Below are 18965 nucleotides of genomic sequence, written 5' to 3' on the forward strand. Positions count from 1 at the left end.
CTGGATCTGTTGGTGGGTCTGGTGCTGTCCGGCCCACGGGTGGGTGGAGCGCCGTTCCCACGTCGACGTGCCGCCTCCGCGTCCGTCGCAGGACTGAGGCCCCCGTGCGCCCGGTCCTTTCCCGCCGGGCGCACGGGGCGTCAACGCTCCCCGGTGCGGGACGGCGTGGGGCAGAGGGAGCGGCCGAAGGGCCGGAAAAGGGCGGGAAAGTCTGGGTAAGGGGTTGGCTGGGGCGGTGTCGGACACGGCGTGGCGTTTTCGCCGACTTGGACCAGCAGGTCAGGATGGGCCCAGGTCGTCGGAAAACGCGGGGGAGCACAGGACCCACTCCGTCCGGCGCCGCAGATCTTCCGTCCGCACCTTCGCCCGCGACCGCCGTCCCCAGGACGGGACCGAGCCCCCGACCAGCCCCTCCCCAGACACACCGCGTGGCCGCCCACTGGCCCAAGTCCTCAGGCCGCGCGGTGTTTCCTCGCCGAGGCGGCGCCGGTCCGCGGACCGGCGTCAGTAGCCCCGCCAGGCCCCCTGGTGGTAGCCGATGATCCTCGGGTGCATGAGGGTCGACTCCTCCACGTCGCCCTCGCGGCGGTCCTTGGGGAAGACCTGGGCGGCCTCCAGCAGGACCGGGTCCAGGAAGTACAGCGGAGGCGCGTCCTCGGGGACGCGCAGCTCGGGTTCGGCTCCGGTGCTCGTGAGGTAGAAGCCCCAGTTGCCGAAGGAGGGCACGTCCACGTTGTAGGGGGTGGCGGCCAGGTCCGCCTCCTCCAGGGAGTCGCCCACGCTCCAGTAGGCCTCCGGGGCGAAGAAGGGCGAACCGGCCTGCACGACCATGCGGCCCTCCTCGGACAGGGCGTGGCGCAGGAGCGAGTAGAACTCGACCGAGTAGAGCTTGGCGGTGCCGACGTCGTCCCCGTCCGGCAGGTCGGCGATGATCACGTCGAACTCCTCGCGGTTCTCGCGCAGCCACTGGAAGGCGTCGGCGTTGACCACGTCCACGCGCGGGTCCTCGAAGGAGTGCTCGTTGAGGGTGCTGATCACCGGGTCGGTCGAGGCCAGTTCGACCACCGCCGGGTCCAGGTCCACGAGGGTGGCCGATGCCACGTCGTCGTAGGCGAGGATCTCGCGCAGGGCCAGGCCGTCGCCGCCGCCCAGGACCAGCACGTCCTCGTGGGGCCCCGCCATCGCGGGGTGCACCAGCGACTCGTGGTAACGGTACTCGTCCAGGCTGGAGAACTGGAGGCTCCCGTTGAGGAACAGCCGCACGTCATCGCCGTCGAGGGACCGGGTGAGCACGATCTCCTGGTACTGGGAGCGCTCGGCGTGCACGATCGGGTCGCGGTACAGCGCCTGGCGCGCGTCCACCTCGAACTGGTCGGCGTAGGCGTAGGCCAGGCCGAGCACCGAGATGATGACCAGCAGGCCGATGCTCAGCCCCGCGTAGGCGCCCCGGGTCAGTTCCGCGCGGAACAGCCACAGCACCACCGCCACACCGACCACGGCGTTGAGCGCGCCCACCATCAGCGCGCCCTTGGGCAGGCCCAGCAGCGGCAGCAGCAGGAACGGGAAGGCCAGGCCGCCGATCAGGCCGCCCACGTAGTCGGCGGCGAACAGGTCGGCGACCGCGTCGGAGGCGTCCTGTTTGCGGATGCGCTGGATCAGCGTCATCAGCAGCGGGATCTCCATGCCGATGAGGGCGCCGATCACGAACGAGAGCACCACCAGCGCGGGCTGGTAGGCGGAGAACCAGGCGAAGGCCGCGTACAGCAGCAGCACCGACAGGCCGCCCACGAGCGAGAGCAGGCCCTCGATCACGGCGAAGGCCGCGGCGGGGTGCGCCTGGAAGCGCTTGGACAGCAGGGAGCCCACGCCCATCGCGAACACCATCACCGACAGCACCACCGACGCCTGGGTGATGCTGTTGCCCAGCAGGTAGCTGCCGATGGCGACCAGCGCGAGCTCGTACACCAGGCCGCAGGCGGCGCAGACGAACACCGCCAGCAACACGAGGAACCGGGCCGCCCTGGCGGATACCGGCAGTCGGAGCCGTGCGCGGACGGTGGTCTCAGTCAACGGAACTGCCTTCGTGTGGTGGTGCGGTGGTGCGGTTGCCCGGGGCAGGGGGCCGGTGGGGGAAGGGGCGTCAGGTCAGGGCCGCGGCGATGACGACCGCGATCGCCACGTGCGCGGAGGCGCTCACCCAGGTGGCCGGGTGCGGCTCGTCGCTGCTGATCATCTGGGCGACCTTGGCGGGGACGAGGAGGTCGATCAGCACGAACGACAGCGCCATCACGCCCAGGCCGATCAGGCCGTAGACGGCGGTCGAGACCAGACCTGCGCCCAGGCCGATCTCGGACTCGCTGGAGAGGATCGCCGAGGTGACGACGATGGCCGATCCCAGCGTGTTCGCGGACACGAGCAGGACCGCGTTGCGGTTGCGGTTCTCCCAGATCAGCTCGTGCAGCTTGCCGGGAGTGAGGAGGTCGGTGAGCAGGTAGCCCAACACGAGGATGACGATGCCCACTCCGCCGTAGGCGAGGGCTCCGAGAGCGTTGAAGAGGATCTCGTTCATGGTCCTGTTCGCAGGTAGGGGATTTCGGTCGACATGTTCGGAACGTGTGGGGGGAGACTACTTGCCGAAGCCGCCGCCTCCGCCGCGGTAGCTGCTGCCGCTACCGTCGCTGTAGCTGTTACTGCTGCCGCTGCCGCCTCCGGTGCCCCCGCCGAAGAAGAAGAACCCTCCGCCGGAGGACCCCGAGGACCCGTCGCAGTCGTCGTCGTCATAGCCCTCGATCTGGACCACGTCGTCGTCGGGGCAGTAGTTGTTGCTGTTGTTGGAGCAAGCGCTGAGCAGGATCAGGACCAGCAGGATGACGCCGATCACGACGAACACCGTGATGATGACGTTCCTGTTGCCGTTGTTCGCGGGCTCCTCGTATGCCTTCATGGTGCGGTTCTCCCGGAAGTGGGGGGAAGGGTCACGGTCGAGGTGGTCGTCACCAGCTCGCCGCTCTGGGGGTAGGCGTGCCAGGTGCGCCAGTCGAGCGGTCCACCGGGGACCAGGTGCAGCGCGGTGACCGCCAGCGGATCGCCGGGGAAGGCGACGAGCAGGCCGCCGGGGGAGTCGGCCACCTCCCGGTGGATCCCCTCCACCCTGCGGGCCAGCTCGGTTCGGGACAGGGACTCCACGCGCGAGCCGAAACGGTAGCCGCCCAGGTCGGGACGGTCAGCGCTGCCGGGCAGGCCGCCGGGGAGACCGGGCAGGCAGGCCACCGTCTCCACCAACGGTCCGTCGGCCACCAGTGCCCCGGGCGACGGCTCCGGCGTGACGACCACCTGGTGGGAGGCGCCGAGCACCCGCAGCTCGACCCGGGCTCCCGGCACCCGGACGGTGCGGGAGGCCAGGGGGTCGACCAGCGGGTGGTGCAGGGCCCAGACCAGGTCGTCGGCGCTGGTGTCGACGAAGGGGGCGCTGATGCTCGCGCGCACGTTCCGGTCAGCTCCCCGGGTAGATGGTGAAGGTTCCCGGGGCGACCTTGTCCCCCGTGCTGGCCTCCCAGCGTCCGTGGTCGAAGCGCTCGAAGGACAGCAGCCTGCCGTCGTCGGACTCGTAGTCGGCGTAGTCGAGGCCCCCGGAGGCCTTGAGCCCGGTGGTGCCCTCGGAGCGGTAGGAGCCGGTGCCCTTCTCCTGGAGCCGGTAGACGGTGCCCTCCAGCTCGATGCTCTTGCCCTGGGGGATGATGTCCAGGTCGGGGCGGCCGGTCCACAGGGCCAGCTCCACGTCGGGGTCCTCCTCCACCGAGAGCCAGCGCTTGCCGCCCTCGACCTCCAGGAAGTGCTCCGACCAGGTGAAGCCGCCCTCGGACAGACGCAGGGTGCCGCGGATCCAGGTCCGCTCGGTGCCCCAGTCGATCATGTCGCCCGCCTTGATGGCGCGCGGGTCGCCCGCGGTGCTGTTCCCCGTGTCGGCGAAGGGGTCCCGCGGCGGGGCGGGGGGCTCGGGGGCCGATTTCGGTTTCTTGGCGCGCTGCGCGTAGATCAGGATGCCGACCACGACGGCGACGCCGACCAGAATGAGCAGCAACAGGAGTTCGATGGCCAATGTTCCTCGTTTCGCGGTGGGGCATGGGGGGAGCGAGGCCGTGTACGTCCCCTGCCTGCGGTGTTCCCCGGGAGCTGGGCAATCCTACTGACGCTCTGACGCCGCGGGCGAGGGGTGGGTTCCACATGTGACCAGATCAGGACACACGGGACACTCCGCCCGGGAACTTCTCACGGACGGTGATCGTTGAGAACGGGCCCGTGTGCGGGAGCGCGCCGGGGGTGCGCTCCCGGGGCCGCTCCGGGGCGCCGGCGCCCCGGAGCGGCCGGCGCGGGCCGACGTGTCCGGACCCCGGTGCGTAGGGGTTTCAGGCCCGGGGGTCGCCGGTCTCCACCGGGAGGGTGTCGTCGCCTCCCCAGCGGCTCCACGACCCCGGGTACAGGCGGGCGCCGGAGTACCCGGCGTGCTCCAGGGCGAGCAGGTCGTGGCAGGCGGTGACCCCGGACCCGCAGTAGGCGGTGATGGTGTCGGCGGAGTCGGCGCCGAGGGCGGCGAAGCGTTCACGCAGGATTCCCGGGGCGGCCAGGAGGCCGTCATCGCCCAGGTTCCCCGTCCACTCGGCGCTGCGGGCGCCCGGCACGTGCCCCGGCCGGGCGTCGACGGGTGCGGGCCGCTCACCGGTGTAGCGGTCACGGGCCCGGGCGTCGACCAGCAGGTGCGCCGGATCACCCGTCTCGGCGCGGACGGTGTCGGTGTGCACGACGCGGTCGGCGGGCCAGGGCAGCGGGGTGCGGTGCGCCGGCCGGGGAGTGACGTCGCCCTCCTCCAGTTCACCGGTCCACGCCTGGACGCCCCCGTCGAGGAAGGCCGCCGGGGTACCCAGCACGCGCAGCATCCACACCAGGCGGGCGGCCACGGAACCGCCGGCGTCGTCGTAGACCACCACGGAGGAGTCGTCACCGATGCCGAGGCGGCCGAGCGCGTCGGCGAAGTCGGCAGCGGAGGGCAGCGGGTGGCGGCCGCCCTCGGGGCCGGCCGGTGCGGCCAGGTCGGCGTCCAGGTCGGTGAAGACGGCGCCGGGCAGGTGTCCGGCGCGGTGGGCGTCGCGGCCGGAGCGCCCGTCGAGGTACCACCGGGAGTCGACGAGGACGACCTGGTCGCGGTGTTCGCGGAGCCAGTCGGCCGACACGGCCACCGGCAGGGTCAGGAGTTCGGACATGGACACCACCCTAGGCGTTCCGTCCCGGCAGGTGGGAGGGGGTGTGTCCGGTGTCCGTTCCCGGGCGGGCCCGGGGGAGGGCGGTCGCCGGGACGCGGACCGAGGAGGGGCCCGCAGGGCGCTGTTCAGGCGCCGGGGCCCTCGCGGTCCCGGTCCATGCGGTGGACGCGCAGGATCCACCACAGGCCCAGCACCGGCAGCACCAGCGGGATGAACAGGTACCCGGCGCCGAAGTTCGACCACACCGTGTCGTCGGGGAACACCCCCGGCAGGAGCAGGCTGACCGCGCCCACCGCCAGCACACCGACCAGTTCGACGCTGCACGAGACCAGCGCGACCCTGCGCGAGGTCCGTCCGGCCCGGGCCAGGCCGACCGCCGCCACCAGGTAGACCACCCCGGCGAGCAGCGAGAGCCCGTAGGCCAGCGGCGCCTCGTCGAACCTCGTGGCCAGCTGGTAGCCCCCGCGCGCGGTCGCGGCGAGCGCGAACACCCCGTACACGGCGACGAGCAGCCGCCCGGGGCCGGTGCGCAGGGTTCTGTCGCGGGTCGCGGCGGACCCCGACGCGGCGGACCCAGGCGCGGTGGACTCAGACAACGGGGCTCCAGAGCTGTTCGAGGCGGACGAACAGGACGGGCAGGATCAGGCACGCGAAGGCGATCACCGCCGGGCCCCACCTGCTCCGCTCCATGAAGCCCCACACGGCGCACGCGGGCGGCAGCAGCGCGACCGTGGCCAGGTAGGACACGAACATGGCCATCTCCGCGGGCCGCTCGCCGCCGACCAGGGTGACGACGGTGGCGGCCACCTGCCCGAGCACGAGCAGCCACAGGACCGCCATGCCGACCAGGTGCGGGACCACCATGGGCTGGTCGCGGAAGGTCGAGACGAGGCACCACCCGGCCAACGCCAGTGACACCATCTGAATCGTCATGGTCAGCCAGTCGACCACGCCGCCTCCGCTCGTCGTCCCCATGCCATGTCAGCGGGCTTCTACGACACAGCGTAGTACGTCAGGGTCACCGCATGGCACCGTCCCCCGCTGGCTGCCCCGCCCGTGCCCCGGCCGCCAGCGGGCACGTCCGGTTCCGGACAGCTCCGACATGGGGCTTACGAAACGGCGGCGCACCCGCGTCGGATATGGTCCTCGAAGCCGCATGTGTTCCAGCCGGTACACGGCTCAGGCCCGCGGCACATTCCCTCAGGCATCGTGTACGAGACCGGAGCACCCCTTGTCCTATCCCCAGTACCCTTCCGGCCCCCAGCAGCCGCCCCACGGCGACGGCACCGGCGGCTACCAGTCCTACGGCGGGCAGCAGCCCGGCTACGGCGCTCCCGGCGGAGGCCAGCCCGGCTACGGTGACCCGTCCGGCGGTCAGCCGCCCTACGGAGGCCCGGGCGGACCGCCTCCCGGCCAGCCCCCCTACGGCGGGATGCCCCCCGGCCCTCCCGGGGACCCCTACGGCCCGCCGCCCGGCGCCCAGCCCCCGAAGAAGGGCATGTCCACCGGCGCCAAGGTCGGCCTCGGCATCGGCGGCGGCTGCCTGGGCCTGGTGGTCCTCGTGGTCGTCGTCATCGTGATCATCGCCTCGATGGCGGGCGGTGACGACAGCGCGTCGACCTCCACGTCCTCGGCCCCCACCCAGCAGGAGAGCACGCAGGAGCCGGAGGGCGGCGCGGCCGAGGAGCCCGCCAACGAGCAGGGCGTCAGCCTGACGGCCACCGCCGCGGGCACCGCCGGTGACACCCTCGACGACACCGTCTACACGGTGCTCGACGTCGAGCTCACCAACAACGGCGACGAGCCGCTCGACATCAACCCGCTGTACTTCACGACGGTGCTCTCCGACGGAACCGAGCGCACCGACTGGGCCGACGCGATCTTCGCCGACATCCAGCACATCGAGGTCGGCACCCTCGCGCCCGGCTCCTCCGTCTCGGGGCAGATCGCCGTGGTCGGCGAGGTCGTGGTGACCGAGGTCCGCTACGACCCGAGTTTCGGCATGGAGGACCCGATCGTCACGACGGTCCAGTAGTCCACGCACGCACCACGAAGCCCCGGCCGCGCACCCCGCGGCCGGGGCTTCGCGCTGTGTCCGGTGGTGTTCGCCGCTGTCGGGCGGTGCACCGCTGTGTCCGAGGGCGTCCGGTGGAGTGTTCGGGTACGGCATCGGAACGGCCAGGTGCGGCGGAAGCCACTTTTCACCGCAGAAGGGGTCCTTTCCGCGGCTCGCTCGGATATCGTCGGCGCACGCGCGCGCCCCCGCCCGCGCGCGTCCGTCCAGCGCGGTTCCCGCTCCACCGCTCCCTGCGCATCCCCCGGAGCCTCGCCATGTCCCTGCCCCCGCCCCCGCGGCCCCCTGCCACCAGCGTGTCCACCGGTGGCAAGATCGGCCTCGGATGCCTGGGGTGCTTCGGCGCCCTGATCCTCACCGCGGTCATCGGCTCCTGCGCCAGCGCACTGGCCGGAGGCGGCTCCGACCAGGCGGGGCAGCCGCCCCCGGCCGCGACGGTGACCGCGACCGTGTCCGAGACGGTGGAGCCGACCGCCACCGAGACCGAGGAGGTCGAGGTGACGGTCACCGCCACGGAGACCGTCACGGAGACGGTGACCGAACGCCCGGACGACGGCGGCAGCGGCAGCGGCGGGGGCGGCGGAGGCGACACCGGCGGCGGCGCCCCGGCCTACTACGAGAACTGCGACGCGGCGCGCGCCGCGGGCGCGGCGCCCGTACGCCGCGGCGACCCGGGCTACGGCTCCCACCTGGACCGCGACGGCGACGGCGTCGCCTGCGAATGACAGGAGTTCGGCCCGGGACCGGTGCTGGGGGTGGCGTCGGACCGGGTCGGAGCGCGGAGCGCCCCGACCCGTCGGTGCTCTCCCTACGCCGGGGACGCCTCCTCCGCGGGGGCCTCCGCCTCCGTGGCGCCCTCCGCCAGTGCGCGCTTGATGACGGCGGCCTCCACCTGGTCGACGGCGTGGGCGGTCATCTTGTCGCCGTACCCGGGCAGGGCGCGGCTGCCGACGTACTCGCGGGTCAGCCGCACGGCCTCGGCGGTGGCCTCCCCGTAGTGGCCGTCGACCCCGCCCGCGCCCAGGGCGTCGCCGAAGCCCGCCCGGGTGACCTTGAGCTGGAGGAGCTTGACCGCGTCCCCCGTACTGCCGATCGCGAGTCCGAGCATGTCGTGTACCTCCGTGATCTCCCCGGGGGGCTTTTCGAACGTGCCGTCCCGGACGAGGGCGTAGGCCTTGCCGCCCGGGCACGAGGTGGAGACGAAGTCGCGGTGCCCGAGCACCGTTCCGGAGATCGAGGTGTCCGGTTCCATCAGCCACTGGCGGAGCGCGCGCACCGCGTTGATCTGCTCCGGGGTGATGGTGTCGTCGGGGCCGGTGGCCAGGGTCACCGAGTAGTGGGAGGTGTTGCCGCCCGGCTGCGCGGCCTGGGTCTTGTACAGCCCCCGGCCCTCGATGACGTAGCCGTGCGCACAGCACATAAACGAATATCCGATGCAAGTCCAGCCCCGGGAAGGCCCGGTGTGGAATGACCGGGTCCGCTCCCAGTAGTCGATGCATTCGCTGTGCGGCTTGCTGTTCAGGTTCTGGTTCGCCGAGTCGTAATGGATGACGAGGCCGGACCTGGGATTCGCGCGTTCTGCCTGGCAGGCGGGCCATCCGAGGTCTGAGCGTGAGAGGTACTTATCGGGCTTGGGCAATGTGGTTCCCGTTTGTCATGGTCGTTTCAGTTGTGGTGGTTTCGGTAGGCTCCATTTTCAGGGGGAATTGGGGGCAGTTTTCCGTTTTCTGATCCGGTCGATGAAGTCGAGTGGCATGGAATCGTACTTCGAGAGGTTGCAGTCGGCGCAGGCCTGGACCAGGTTCCACCAGTGGTCCGTGCCTCCTAGGTTGATCGGTACGTAGTGATCGACGTGGAAGCGTTCGGAGTCCGTCGTGCCACAGTAGAAGCAGGGGTCTTCCGATATGACCGCGCGGTAGAGTCGGGACAGGCGTATTTCTTCGGAGTTCATCTTCACCCTGGAACGCTTGCGCCTCACCCGCTCGGCCTGCCTCGTGGCCTTGTAGAAAGGGTCCGAGGCGTATCTCTCCCTTCTCCTCTCCCGTATGGCCTCGGAGAGTTGCAGACGCGACATCCGTTTGATCTCGGCTGACCTCTCCGGGTTCTTGAGGGCCCAGGACCTTGCCGCCTCGTCTCTCTTCTTCTTGTGCTTCTGGTAGTCGGCGGCCTTGAGTCGCGCCACGTGCTCGGGGTTTTCTGATCTCCTTTTTTGTGGTAGGCGCGAACGCATTCCTTGCATCGGGACACGCGTCCGTCGGAGTTTCTCTTGTTTCGGTGGTACTGTCCGAGTTCCTTCATCTGCCCGCAGCCCTCGCACTCCTTGGATTCGCCGTCCGGGGAGCGCCTGAGTCTGGTGCCCCTGCTTCGCAGGGCTGCCGGGGGATGTGGGTGTTCAGCGGTGCAGGACCTGCCCTGGTCGCGGTGACCGGCTTCCGTCGGCCTCTGGTGAAAGCCCTCGGGATGGTGCGCCGCTCCGCAGTCGGTACAGGTTCTGAGGTTCGGTAGCTCGTGATCCGGTGTGCCAAAGGAGGGCTCGGACCGAGAGACGTATTTGCTCGGTCGAGACATGCCCCCCATTCTGTCAAGTCGACACTCCGAAGGGTAGAGGGGTGATCACTTTGCGTAGAAAATTCCTTGTTGTCGGCCACCCGGTGTGGCGGAGTCCCCGTATCCGGAGCCCTCTGCGGCACGATGGTGGCCGACCCGAACCTGGGAGGTAACCCGTGCGCTCCGCACACACCGCCGACACCGTCCGCGAGGCCGAGCGCGCGCTCATGGCCCGCCTCCCCGAGGGGGCCCTCATGCGCAGGGCGGCGGCCGGGCTCGCCGCCGAGTGCGCGCGGCTCCTGCCCCGCGTGTACGGGGCGAGGGTCGTCCTCATGGTCGGCGGCGGGGACAACGGTGGTGACGCGCTGTACGCGGGCGCCGCGCTGGCCGCCCGAGGCGCGGCCGTGCGCGCCCTGGTCGCCGGGCGGCGCGTCCACGAGGGCGGGATCGCCGCCCTGCGGTCGGCGGGTGGTCGGGTCCGCTGGTTCACCGACGCCCTGGCCGACGAGAGCGACCTGTTCGACGCCGACCTCGTCGTGGACGGGCTCGTGGGCATCGGCGGCAGCGGGGGCCTGCGCAGGCCGCACTCCACCCTGGCCCTGCTCGCCGCCAACGCGCCCGCCCCCGTGGTCGCCGTGGACCTGCCCAGCGGGGTGGACGCCGACACCGGCGAGGTGGCCGGGCACGCCGTCCGCGCCGACGTCACGGTCACCTTCGGCACCCACAAGCCGGGCCTGTTCGTCGATCCGGGCGCCGAACGCGCGGGCCGGGTCCACCTCGTGGACATCGGGCTGTCCCCGGAGCTGCCCGGTCCCGGCCTGGTCCGTCCACAGGCTGTGGACATCGCCTCGCTCCTGCCGGTCGCGGGGGCGGAGTCGGACAAGTACCGGCGGGGCGTCCTCGCCGTCCGCGCGGGCTCCGACCGCTACCGGGGCGCCGCGGTCCTGTGCGTGGGCGGAGCGCTGCGCACCGGGGTCGGCATGGTGCGCTACGGGGGCGGCCCGGACGTGGTCGACCAGGTGCTCGCCCGCTGGCCGGAGACCGTCGCCAGCCTCCTCGACCCGCAGAACAGTACCGACCTGTCGCCCGGACGGGTGTCCGCCCTCGTCGTCGGCTCCGGCAGGGGGACGCACCCGGCCAACGCCGACGAGCTCCGCGCGGTCCTGGACAGCGACGTCCCGGTGCTGGTGGACGCGGACGGGCTCACCCTGCTCACCGGGGACTGGGGCGAACCGCTGTGCGAGCTGCTCCGGGAGCGGGAGGCGCACACGCTGCTGACGCCGCACGCCGGGGAGCTGGCCCGGATGCTGGGCGCCGAGCGGGAGGACGTCGAGGCGCGCCGTCTGGAGCACGCGGTCCGTGCCCGCGACCGCTTCGGGTGCACGGTCCTGCTCAAGGGCTCGACCACGGTGATCGCGCACCCGGGCGCTCCGGTGGTCGTCAACCCGACCGGAACGCCGCTGCTGGCCACGGCGGGGACCGGAGACGTGCTGTCGGGGGCGGTCGGCGCGCTCCTGGCCGCCGGACTGCCCGCCAGGGAGGCGGCGATGTGCGGCGCCTACCTGCACGGACGCGCCGCCTCGCTGGCCCGGGACGGCGCACCGATCAGCGCGTCCGACCTGCTGGAGGCGCTGCCGCTCGCGGTCGCGGAGGTCCGCCGGGCGGTCTGAGGCGGAGCCGGGGCCTGAGGCGGAGCCGGGGTGGGATCGGGACAGAGCCGGGACGGGACCGGGGTGGGATCGGGTGGGCTGCCCGCCGGAGGGGCGCCGTCCCGGGGCGTGACGCGGTCGCGCCCTCACGGGTCCGCTCCGGAGCGGCTTCCGTGCGGGGCGGGGGCCGGAGGGTGCGGGCTCAAGCCCGACCCGTCCGCCGTTCGCGTGCGGGGCGGGGAGGAGTGGTGTCGGACCGCCGTGGGATGCTGGGGCTCCCTCCCCCGGACAGACGGGCATCCCCCATGTTCCCCGCCTCCGCGCCCCCGGCCGGTGTCGTGTGATCGCCGCAGCGGTCCTCCTCACGCTGCTCCTCGCCGGAACCCCGGTCGCGCTGTACGCGGAGACGCGCCGCATCGCCGCCCACCGCCGATGGGCCCTGGGAACGCCGCTGGTCGGCCGTGCGCGGCTGTGGCGCGATGCGCTCCGGGCCGCACGGCTTCCCCGTTCGTGCGCCCGGATCTGGTGGGGGTTCTTCGCCGTGATCTGCGTCGTTTGGTACGCCCGTGGGGGTGCGCCCGCCCTCGGAGCCGCGGGGTTCGTCTTCGGGGGTGTGATCGGTTCTCCAGGACACCCGTCCCACGACCCCCTGCTTCGGCTCCGGGCAGGACGGGAGGCTGACGACAGGCCCGATCCTTCGGCTGCGCCGCCGGTCACCCTGTACCGCCGCCGGAGCCGGATCCTGGGTGTCGCCACGGTGCTCGCGATGGCCGTGTGGTCCGCGTTTCTCATGATCAGCTCGGAGGACGGGGACTGGTACACGATGGCGACCCCGCTTATGCCGGTCCTCGGTCTGGTGGTCTGGCAGCGGGCCGTCTATCCGGAGATCCGCATGGCCGGGACGCGCCTGCTCCTGAAGCGGTATGCCGTGTGGGTCTCGATTCCCGTGGAGTGGGTTGCGCGGGTCGACGCCGGGAACGGGGTCGCCGTCCACTTCCTCGACGGAAAGGCGTTCTGTTCGAGGGCCTGGGGGAGCACTCCGGCCCGGGACGAGGAGGCGGCCCAGCGGATCACCCGGTTCGCCCGGGAGGCGAGTGACGGGGTGCTCCCGTCCGCTGACCGTGCTCTGGTCTGGAGCCGGGACCTCGTCACGGGTCCGTTCGCCGTGTGGCTCGGACTCGTGCTCGCCTGGCTCCCCAATCCCATCTGACCCGCCCCAGTGCTCGGGCGGGCCAGGTGCTGGTGAGTCCCGGGGGAGCCCGGTGCGCGGGCGCGCTGTGGCTGGCTTTCGCCCTCCACGTCACCGAGTCCCTGGTGCCCTGACCCCGCTCCCCGCCGCCCGGGTGCTCAGCGCGCGCGGGCGGCGTCGATGCCGAGCCGCACGATGTCGGTGATGAAGTAGTCGCCCGGGTCGCGGTCGTCGCGCAGCCGGTGCACCAGGGAGTCGTCCACCCACAGGAACTCGGTGTGCTTGCCCGGCTCCAGACGGGGCGCGTCCAGGTCGCCCTCCACCCGCACCAGGTAGTCCACCTCGTGCCGGGTCACGCCGTCCCCGGGGTCCCAGTCCAGCCGGAACAGCTCAGCCAGCACCTCGGTCAGCCGCCAGCCGGTCTCCTCCTCGACCTCGCGCGCCAGCCCCTCCAGCATGCTCTCGCCCTGCTCGACGTGCCCGCCCACGATGTCCCAGCAGTGCGGGAACACCTTGCGCGTGGGGGACCGGCGCTGCGCGAAGACCCTTCCCCGCTCGTCGGCGATCACCGCGGCCGCCACGTGGGTCCGGCCGTCGGCTGTGTCGGGGAACTCGATTCCCGGGGCCACCGCGATACCTGTGCTCATGCGTCCTCGTCCTCCTCGTCCTCCTCGTCCGCGGGCAAGCCTACGTCCCGGCCCCGGCGGGGCAGGCGCAGCGTCAGGAGCCTGGCCCGGGGGGCCAGTCCCCGGGCCAGGTCGAACACCGCCTCGGTGCGCGAGTGGTCCTCGTCGAGCACCGAGAACAGGTTCACCCCCAGGTAGAACGTGATCGCCCCGTAGGCCACCTCGCGGGCGGGCAGCAGTTTCCCGAGGGCGGATCCGCCCAGGACCCGGTTCCACTCCTGCTCGATGAAGGCGATCCACGGCTCCGCGCGGTCCCGGATCTGCGTGCGCAGCTCCGGTTTGGTGACGGCGGCGGCCACCAGCTCGGAGAACTCGGTGACGTAGCCGCGCTCCAGGTCGGTCCGGTAGATGCGCATCGCCGCCTCCACCAGCTCCTCCAGGGTGTTCGCCCGTGCCGTGATCTTCCGGTACATCGCCATGCGCTCGGCGCTGGAGCGGTCCAGCGCCGCCAGCAGCAGCTGGTCGACACCGCCGAAGTGGTAGAAGACCAGCGCCGAGTTGGCCTCCGCGCGCGCGGCGATGGCGCGCGCTGACGCCCCGGCGTAGCCCTCCTCGCGCACGGTCTCGCTGGCGGCCACCAGGAGCCGTTCCCTGGTCTCCTCGCTCGTGCGCCGTCCTCCGCCGCCCTTGGCCATGGCCCTCCTTGCTCTCGGGAAGGTTTTCAGCATACGGTTTAATCGAGTGATTAAACCAAGCGATTTAATCGCATGCTGAAGGAGTTCCCCCGTGCCTCGAAGCGACTCCCCCCTGCCGTCCAGGGCGCGCCTGCTGCTCGCCGCCCTGGTCCTGGCCGCCTTCGCCGCCCTGCTGGCACTCCGGATCCACCACTGGGGCCGCCTGGACCAGACCGCCCTGTTCTACGTCGGCCTGCCCGCGACGATCGCCCTGCTCGTGGTGCTCACCGTGAAGGCCCGCAGCGCCATGGGCGTCACCATGGCCGCCACCACCCTCTGTCTGGCCCTGGCCGGCCCCCTGCTCGGTGAGGGCATGGTCTGCCTGCTCATCGCCGCGCCGCTGGTCTACGGGGTCGTCGCCGTGGTCACCTGGACGGCCGGGGCGCTCGTCGCCTGGCGGGACCGCTCCCGGCACGCCCTGTTCGCGGTGCCGCTGCTGTTCGTGCTCGCGCTGGAGGGCGTCGCCGGAACCTCCCTGCTGCCACGGGAGGACCGCGGCGAGGGCCACACCCTGGTCCCCGCCGCCGTGCACGACGTCGCCGCCGCCCTGGCCGCACCGCCCTCCTACGCCGCTCCGGACGCGCTCTTCCTGCGGGCGGTGCCCTTCCCCGAGCCCGTCTCGGCCTCCGGTGAGGGCCTGGAGGTCGGTGACACCCGGCTCGTCCGCTTCACCCCGCGCCGCACGCTGGAGCTCGGCGCCGAGCCCACGCCGCGCCACATGGAGCTCCGGATCACCGAGAGCGAGGTCCGTGAGGACGGCGGGCGCGTGGTGTTCGAGGTGGTCGAGGACACCGCCTTCGCGAACTGGATGGACATGCGCGCTGCCGAGGCGGTGTGGCACGCCGAGGGGGGCGGAACCCGCCTGGCCTGGTCGGTCGACTACGAGCGCACCTACGAGCCCTCCTGGTACTTCGGGCCGATCCAGTCCTACACGACCGACCTGGCCGCCGAGTACCTCGCCGCCACCTTCGGCGCCGCCGCCCTGGAGGGCTCCCGATGACCCCGGAACTGCCCGCGGTGCTGGTCCGCGGCGTCGGCCTGTTCGCTCCGCTGTTCCTGCTGGCCGGACTGTGCCTGTGGCGCGCGCCCCGTCCGCGCGAGGTCGCGGCGATGCTGGTGGCCGGGGCGTGGGCCCTGCTCACGCTCGTCCCGCTCAACCTGTACGCGCTGCGCGCGGGCTGGTGGTCCTTCCACGCCGAGGGCGCGGTGTGGCTCGGCATGCCCGTGGACCTGCTGCTGGCCTGGGCGGTGCTGTGGGGCGCGCTGCCCGCGCTGCTGCTGCGCCTGCTGCCGGTCCCGCTGCTCAGCGGCCTGCTCGTGTGGGTGGACGTCATCATCATGCCGCTCGCCGAACCCGTCGTGGTGCTGGGCCCCCTCTGGCTGCTCGGCGAGTTCGTCGGCTCGACGCTGTGCCTGATCCCCGCGCTGATGCTGGCCTACTGGACGCGCACCGGCCAGCTGGTGCACGCCCGGATGTGGGCGCAGGCGCTCCTGGCGTTCGGGGCCGTGGTGGTCCTGCCGCTGGCCGCGCTGGACGCCCTGCCCGGCGACCCGGGTGCGGCCTTCACCGCCGCTCAGATCCTGGCGCCGGTGTGCCTGCCGGGACTGGCGGCGGCCCGCGAGTTCGCGCGGGTGGGCGGCGGCACCCCGCTGCCCTTCGACCCGCCGTCGCGGCTGGTCACCAGCGGCCCCTACGCCTACCTGCGCAACCCGATGCAGACCACCGTCGCCGGGGTGTACCTGGTCCTGGCCCCGGTGACCGGTGACCCGTGGCTGCTGCTCGGCGCACTCGCCGCCTTCGCCTACGGCTCGGGGTTCGCCGCCTGGCACGAGGGGGGCCAGCTGCGGGCGGCGTTCGGGAGGGACTGGGAGGCCTACCGGGCGGGCGTGCGCGCCTGGTTGCCCCGGTGGCGCCCGTGGCCCGGGCGCGCGCCGGGCACGCTGTACGTGGCCGCGGACTGCGCCATGTGCCGGGGCCTGGGCGGTTGGCTGGCCGCCCGCGCGCCGGTGGCGCTGGAGCGGCGACCGGCGGCGGAACACCCCGAGGTGCTGTACCGCCTCACCTACGAGAACCCCGAGGGCCTGCGCTGGAGCGGGGTGTCGGCGCTGGCCCGGGCGCTGGAGCACCTGAACCTGGGGTGGGCGCTCGCGGGCTGGGCGCTCGACCTGCCGGGGGCGCGGCACTTCGCGCAGCTGTGCGCGGACGCCTTCGGGGCCGGTCCGAGGCCCTCGCGCGAACCCCTCGGCGGGCGGGAGAGCGGGGAGGAGGCGAGTGTTTCCCGTGGTGGGGAGGAGGTGAGCGCTTCCCGTGGTGGGAGGAAGGCGAGCGCTTCCCGTGGCCGGGAGGAGGCGAGCGCTTCCCATGGTGAGGAGGAGGTGAGCGCTTTTCGTGGCCGGGAGGAGACGGATGCTTCCCGTGGTGGGGAGGCGCCAGGTCGCGGAACGCGGGTGTGAGGTGCGCGCGGCCTCCGGTCGGCGGTCCCGCCGCTGACCTACGCCGGGCTCCGCGGGCCCCACGGCGCCCTCCCCCGGGCGGACGGCCCACCGTTATGCTCGGTCGGGCCGATCCGTCCGGAAGGCGGCGGAAGCGGCCCCGTCGTCTCCGCCCCCGAGTGAGCCCCCAGGCACGAGGTGACCCATGGAAGAACAGGCCATGCTCGCGCGTGACCTCGTGCTGCGCGTCTGCGCCGGAGCGACCGAGTTCGACCCCCACTGGATCCGGGCCGACGGCAAGGTCACCACCCCCTTCCTGGTCCCCCGGGACCGCAACCTCATCCGCGCGGTCGTCTCCGCGGGCCGCGCCATGGGCGTGGACCGGCTCCTGGTGTGCCGGACCCGGCCCGAGTTCTCCTACGACCCCGTCACCGAGGTCCCCCTCGACACCGACACCCTCATCGACCTCATCCGCGGCTGGGGGCCCGCACCCACCGACTTCCTGGTCTGCGTCGAGGACTTCTCCGCCGCCGTCCTGGTCACCGCGGACGAACTCACCGTCGCGGCCGGTCCCGCCGACTTCGTCCGCGAACTCGTCGGCGCCGACATCCCCCAGGCCCGCAGCCACTTCGCCGCGCGCGCCCGCCGGGAGGGCGGCCCGGTCCTCACCCGCGCCGCCCAGCTCTACCACTGCGCCGAGACGGGCGCGCGCCACGTCCGCGGCACGCGCGGGCCCGGTCCGGACACGGCCGAACTCCTGGCCCGCAGCGCTGAGCGCGCACGGCGGCGCTCACCGCGGGCGGTCCGCTCCCTGCGGGCCCTGCGCGGGGCCTGGGGGTGGCTCATGGTGGCGGCGCTGCTCGTGGCGCCCCTGGCCGTCCCCGCTCTGGGCGCCGTGTTCCCGGCGCTGGTCGCCGCCTTCGTCCTGCTGTTCCAGCTGGCCCTGCTGGCCCGCTCCCGCACGGTCTCCTTCGCCTCGCTGCTGCGGGCGGCCGCGTTCGGCGCGCTGCTGCTGTGGCCCCTGGCACTGGCCGAGTCCGCCGTCGTCGGGCTGCTGGGCGGCGACCCCTACGGCGTCCTCGGCTACACCTACGTCGCCGTGACCGTGGAGGAGGTCGGCAAACTCCTCCCACTGCTGTTCCTGGCTCTGGCGGCCCGCCGACGGCTGCGCCGCCTGGCCGCCGTGGACTTCCTGCTGCTGGCCGTGGCCTCCGGAGCCGGGTTCCAGCTGGCCGAGCGCCTGCTCACGCAGGTGGCCCTCGGAGGGGTGGGACCGTCCGCCGACACCGGGTTGTTCCTGCCCGGCGGCAGTACCGTCACCGATCCCGCGGGCACCGTGCTCGCGGTCTTCTCCGGACACGCCGTCACCACCGGCCTGGTCGGCGCCGCGCTCGGTCTGGCGGTCGTCGGCCGCCGCTACGGGGCCTGGCTGTGGCTGCTGCCGCCGGTCGCGCTGACCCTGGCGTTCCTGGAGCACCTGAACCTGAACGCGCGACTGGCCAACGCCCAGCTGCACCCGGCCTCCGACCTCGTGCACGGCCTCCTCGGCGGCGGGGTGCTCACTCCGTGGCTGCTGGTGCTGCTGTTGCTGTGCGCGGTGGCCATGGACTACCGGATGATCGCGACCGCGGCCGAGTCCACGCCGCCGCTGCCCGGGCAGCCGCCGCTGGCCCGCCTGCGCCGCCGGGCGCGGGGGCGTTCGGTGGCCATGCGGGTCCGCGTGCCCGCCGACATCGCGCCGCTGTTCCGCCGGACGGCGCTGTCCTGGGTGGACCTGCCGATCACCCTGGCCACCACGGTGTCCACCATCGCCCACGAGCTGGCCGTCGCGGCCATCGCGGCGCGGCGCGGCCCCTCGGTGCTCTGCGACACCTGGCGGTTCCTGCGCTGGCGGCGGGCGAACGCCATGGGCGAGGCCCGGTCGGCGGGGCGGCCCTGGCGCCACTATCCCGCACAGGAGGAACTGACCCGGCAGGCGCGCGAACTGGCGCTGCGGCTGGGGCTTGCGGCTACCGGAGGGGTCACCGGGGCGATGGCGGCGATGGGCGCGGCGGCGGCGGCGGTGTTCGCCGCCGTCACCGCTCCTGACCCGAACGCGACCGGTGCGCCCGCCTACGCGTTCGTGGCCCTCGACCGGATCCAGGGGTGGCTGGGCGACCTGGCCGGTGCCGACGTGCTCTGGGCGGCCGTGGTGCTGGTCGCGGTGCTCACGCTGCTGCTGTCCGGGAACGGGGTGCCGCACGCGCACCCGCGGATGCGCGAGTTCCTGCGCGCGCCGACCGCGAACACCGGGGCGATCCTCGGCATGCTCGCGCCCGGCCAGGTGGGGTACGCGCTCCTGGGCTGGGCGGGGCTGCTGCTGCCCGGACGGGTGAACCGGTTCCTGGTTCGTTGAGTTGGTGAGTTGGTGAGTTGGTGGGTTGGTGAGTTGGTGGGTTGGTGGGTTGGTGGGTTG

19 protein-coding genes are annotated in these 18965 nt (G+C 72.8%); 7 read left to right on the forward strand and 12 right to left on the reverse strand.

Going from position 1 to position 18965, the window contains the following annotated elements:
- Nucleotides 1-504 precede the first annotated feature (504 nt).
- The 8 genes from FYW99_RS02600 to FYW99_RS02635 all read right to left on the reverse strand — a co-directional run bounded on the left by FYW99_RS02600 (nt 505) and on the right by FYW99_RS02635 (nt 6209).
- On the reverse strand, nt 505-2070 hold the full coding sequence (locus tag FYW99_RS02600) for a polyamine aminopropyltransferase (protein ID WP_150249631.1): 1566 nt from the start codon (nt 2068-2070) through the stop codon (nt 505-507).
- 70 nt (nt 2071-2140) lie between these two features.
- Nucleotides 2141-2569 (reverse strand): DUF350 domain-containing protein, encoded by a 429-nt coding sequence (locus FYW99_RS02605; protein WP_150249634.1) that lies wholly within the window; start codon nt 2567-2569, stop codon nt 2141-2143.
- Nucleotides 2570-2626: 57 nt separating this feature from the next.
- Entirely contained in the window at nt 2627-2944 is a 318-nt protein-coding gene (locus FYW99_RS02610; RefSeq protein ID WP_150249637.1) for a hypothetical protein, read from the reverse strand.
- Nucleotides 2941-3486 (reverse strand): DUF2617 family protein, encoded by a 546-nt coding sequence (locus tag FYW99_RS02615; RefSeq protein ID WP_150249640.1) that lies wholly within the window; start codon nt 3484-3486, stop codon nt 2941-2943. The genes FYW99_RS02610 and FYW99_RS02615 overlap by 4 nt, the downstream gene beginning before the upstream one ends.
- A gap of 7 nt (nt 3487-3493) precedes the next feature.
- The gene (locus FYW99_RS02620) at nt 3494-4099 is read right to left on the reverse strand and encodes a DUF4178 domain-containing protein (RefSeq protein ID WP_150249643.1); all 606 of its coding nucleotides are present in this window, start codon (nt 4097-4099) and stop codon (nt 3494-3496) included.
- Nucleotides 4100-4406: 307 nt separating this feature from the next.
- Nucleotides 4407-5258: a sulfurtransferase gene (locus FYW99_RS02625; protein ID WP_190394517.1), complete on the reverse strand. Its 852-nt coding sequence runs from the start codon at nt 5256-5258 to the stop codon at nt 4407-4409.
- A 125-nt stretch (nt 5259-5383) separates the two neighbouring features.
- A complete protein-coding gene (locus FYW99_RS02630; RefSeq protein ID WP_150249650.1) occupies nt 5384-5854 on the reverse strand; it encodes a hypothetical protein in 471 nt (156 codons plus the stop codon).
- On the reverse strand, nt 5847-6209 hold the full coding sequence (locus FYW99_RS02635) for a cyclin family protein (RefSeq protein ID WP_150249893.1): 363 nt from the start codon (nt 6207-6209) through the stop codon (nt 5847-5849). The genes FYW99_RS02630 and FYW99_RS02635 overlap by 8 nt, the downstream gene beginning before the upstream one ends.
- Before the next feature lie 280 nt (nt 6210-6489).
- Here FYW99_RS02635 and FYW99_RS32780 point away from each other — a divergent pair, with 280 nt between their 5' ends.
- Both FYW99_RS32780 and FYW99_RS02645 read left to right on the forward strand, forming a co-directional pair.
- A complete protein-coding gene (locus FYW99_RS32780; protein ID WP_150249652.1) occupies nt 6490-7293 on the forward strand; it encodes a DUF4352 domain-containing protein in 804 nt (267 codons plus the stop codon).
- A 296-nt stretch (nt 7294-7589) separates the two neighbouring features.
- Nucleotides 7590-8057, forward strand: a complete 468-nt coding sequence (locus tag FYW99_RS02645; protein WP_150249655.1) for an excalibur calcium-binding domain-containing protein — start codon at nt 7590-7592, stop codon at nt 8055-8057.
- Between the two features lie 83 nt (nt 8058-8140).
- Here the strand turns inward: FYW99_RS02645 and FYW99_RS02650 are convergent, their stop codons facing one another.
- On the reverse strand, nt 8141-8971 hold the full coding sequence (locus tag FYW99_RS02650) for a peptidoglycan recognition protein family protein (RefSeq protein ID WP_190394518.1): 831 nt from the start codon (nt 8969-8971) through the stop codon (nt 8141-8143).
- 57 nt (nt 8972-9028) lie between these two features.
- A complete protein-coding gene (locus FYW99_RS02655; RefSeq protein WP_190394519.1) occupies nt 9029-9514 on the reverse strand; it encodes an HNH endonuclease in 486 nt (161 codons plus the stop codon).
- A gap of 541 nt (nt 9515-10055) precedes the next feature.
- On the opposite strand from FYW99_RS02655, the gene FYW99_RS02660 reads away from it, so the two are divergent.
- Complete coding sequence (locus FYW99_RS02660; protein WP_150249663.1) at nt 10056-11549, forward strand: NAD(P)H-hydrate dehydratase; 1494 nt, start codon at nt 10056-10058, stop codon at nt 11547-11549.
- Between the two features lie 319 nt (nt 11550-11868).
- Nucleotides 11869-12738 carry a hypothetical protein gene (locus FYW99_RS02665; protein ID WP_223838648.1) on the forward strand — a complete coding sequence of 290 codons (870 nt, stop codon included), beginning with the start codon at nt 11869-11871 and terminating at the stop codon, nt 12736-12738.
- Nucleotides 12739-12875: 137 nt separating this feature from the next.
- On the opposite strand, the gene FYW99_RS02670 is transcribed toward FYW99_RS02665, so the two are convergent.
- Nucleotides 12876-13364, reverse strand: a complete 489-nt coding sequence (locus tag FYW99_RS02670) for an NUDIX hydrolase (RefSeq protein WP_150249671.1) — start codon at nt 13362-13364, stop codon at nt 12876-12878.
- Nucleotides 13361-14038, reverse strand: coding sequence for a TetR/AcrR family transcriptional regulator (locus FYW99_RS02675; protein WP_150249674.1), 678 nt, complete (start codon nt 14036-14038; stop codon nt 13361-13363). The genes FYW99_RS02670 and FYW99_RS02675 overlap by 4 nt, the downstream gene beginning before the upstream one ends.
- A 91-nt stretch (nt 14039-14129) precedes the next feature.
- Between FYW99_RS02675 and FYW99_RS02680 the strand changes: the two genes are divergently transcribed.
- From FYW99_RS02680 to FYW99_RS02690, 3 genes are all read left to right on the forward strand, one after another.
- On the forward strand, nt 14130-15077 hold the full coding sequence (locus FYW99_RS02680) for a hypothetical protein (protein WP_150249677.1): 948 nt from the start codon (nt 14130-14132) through the stop codon (nt 15075-15077).
- Nucleotides 15074-16531 (forward strand): methyltransferase, encoded by a 1458-nt coding sequence (locus FYW99_RS02685; RefSeq protein ID WP_223838650.1) that lies wholly within the window; start codon nt 15074-15076, stop codon nt 16529-16531. Before FYW99_RS02680 ends, FYW99_RS02685 begins: the two co-directional genes overlap by 4 nt.
- 184 nt (nt 16532-16715) lie before the next feature.
- The gene (locus FYW99_RS02690) at nt 16716-18905 is read left to right on the forward strand and encodes a PrsW family intramembrane metalloprotease (protein WP_150249680.1); all 2190 of its coding nucleotides are present in this window, start codon (nt 16716-16718) and stop codon (nt 18903-18905) included.
- The last annotated feature ends 60 nt before the right edge of the window (nt 18906-18965 follow it).

Origin of the sequence: Nocardiopsis deserti, from assembly GCF_008638355.1 — a bacterium.
Classification (GTDB): Bacteria; Actinomycetota; Actinomycetes; order Streptosporangiales; family Streptosporangiaceae; genus Nocardiopsis; species Nocardiopsis alborubida.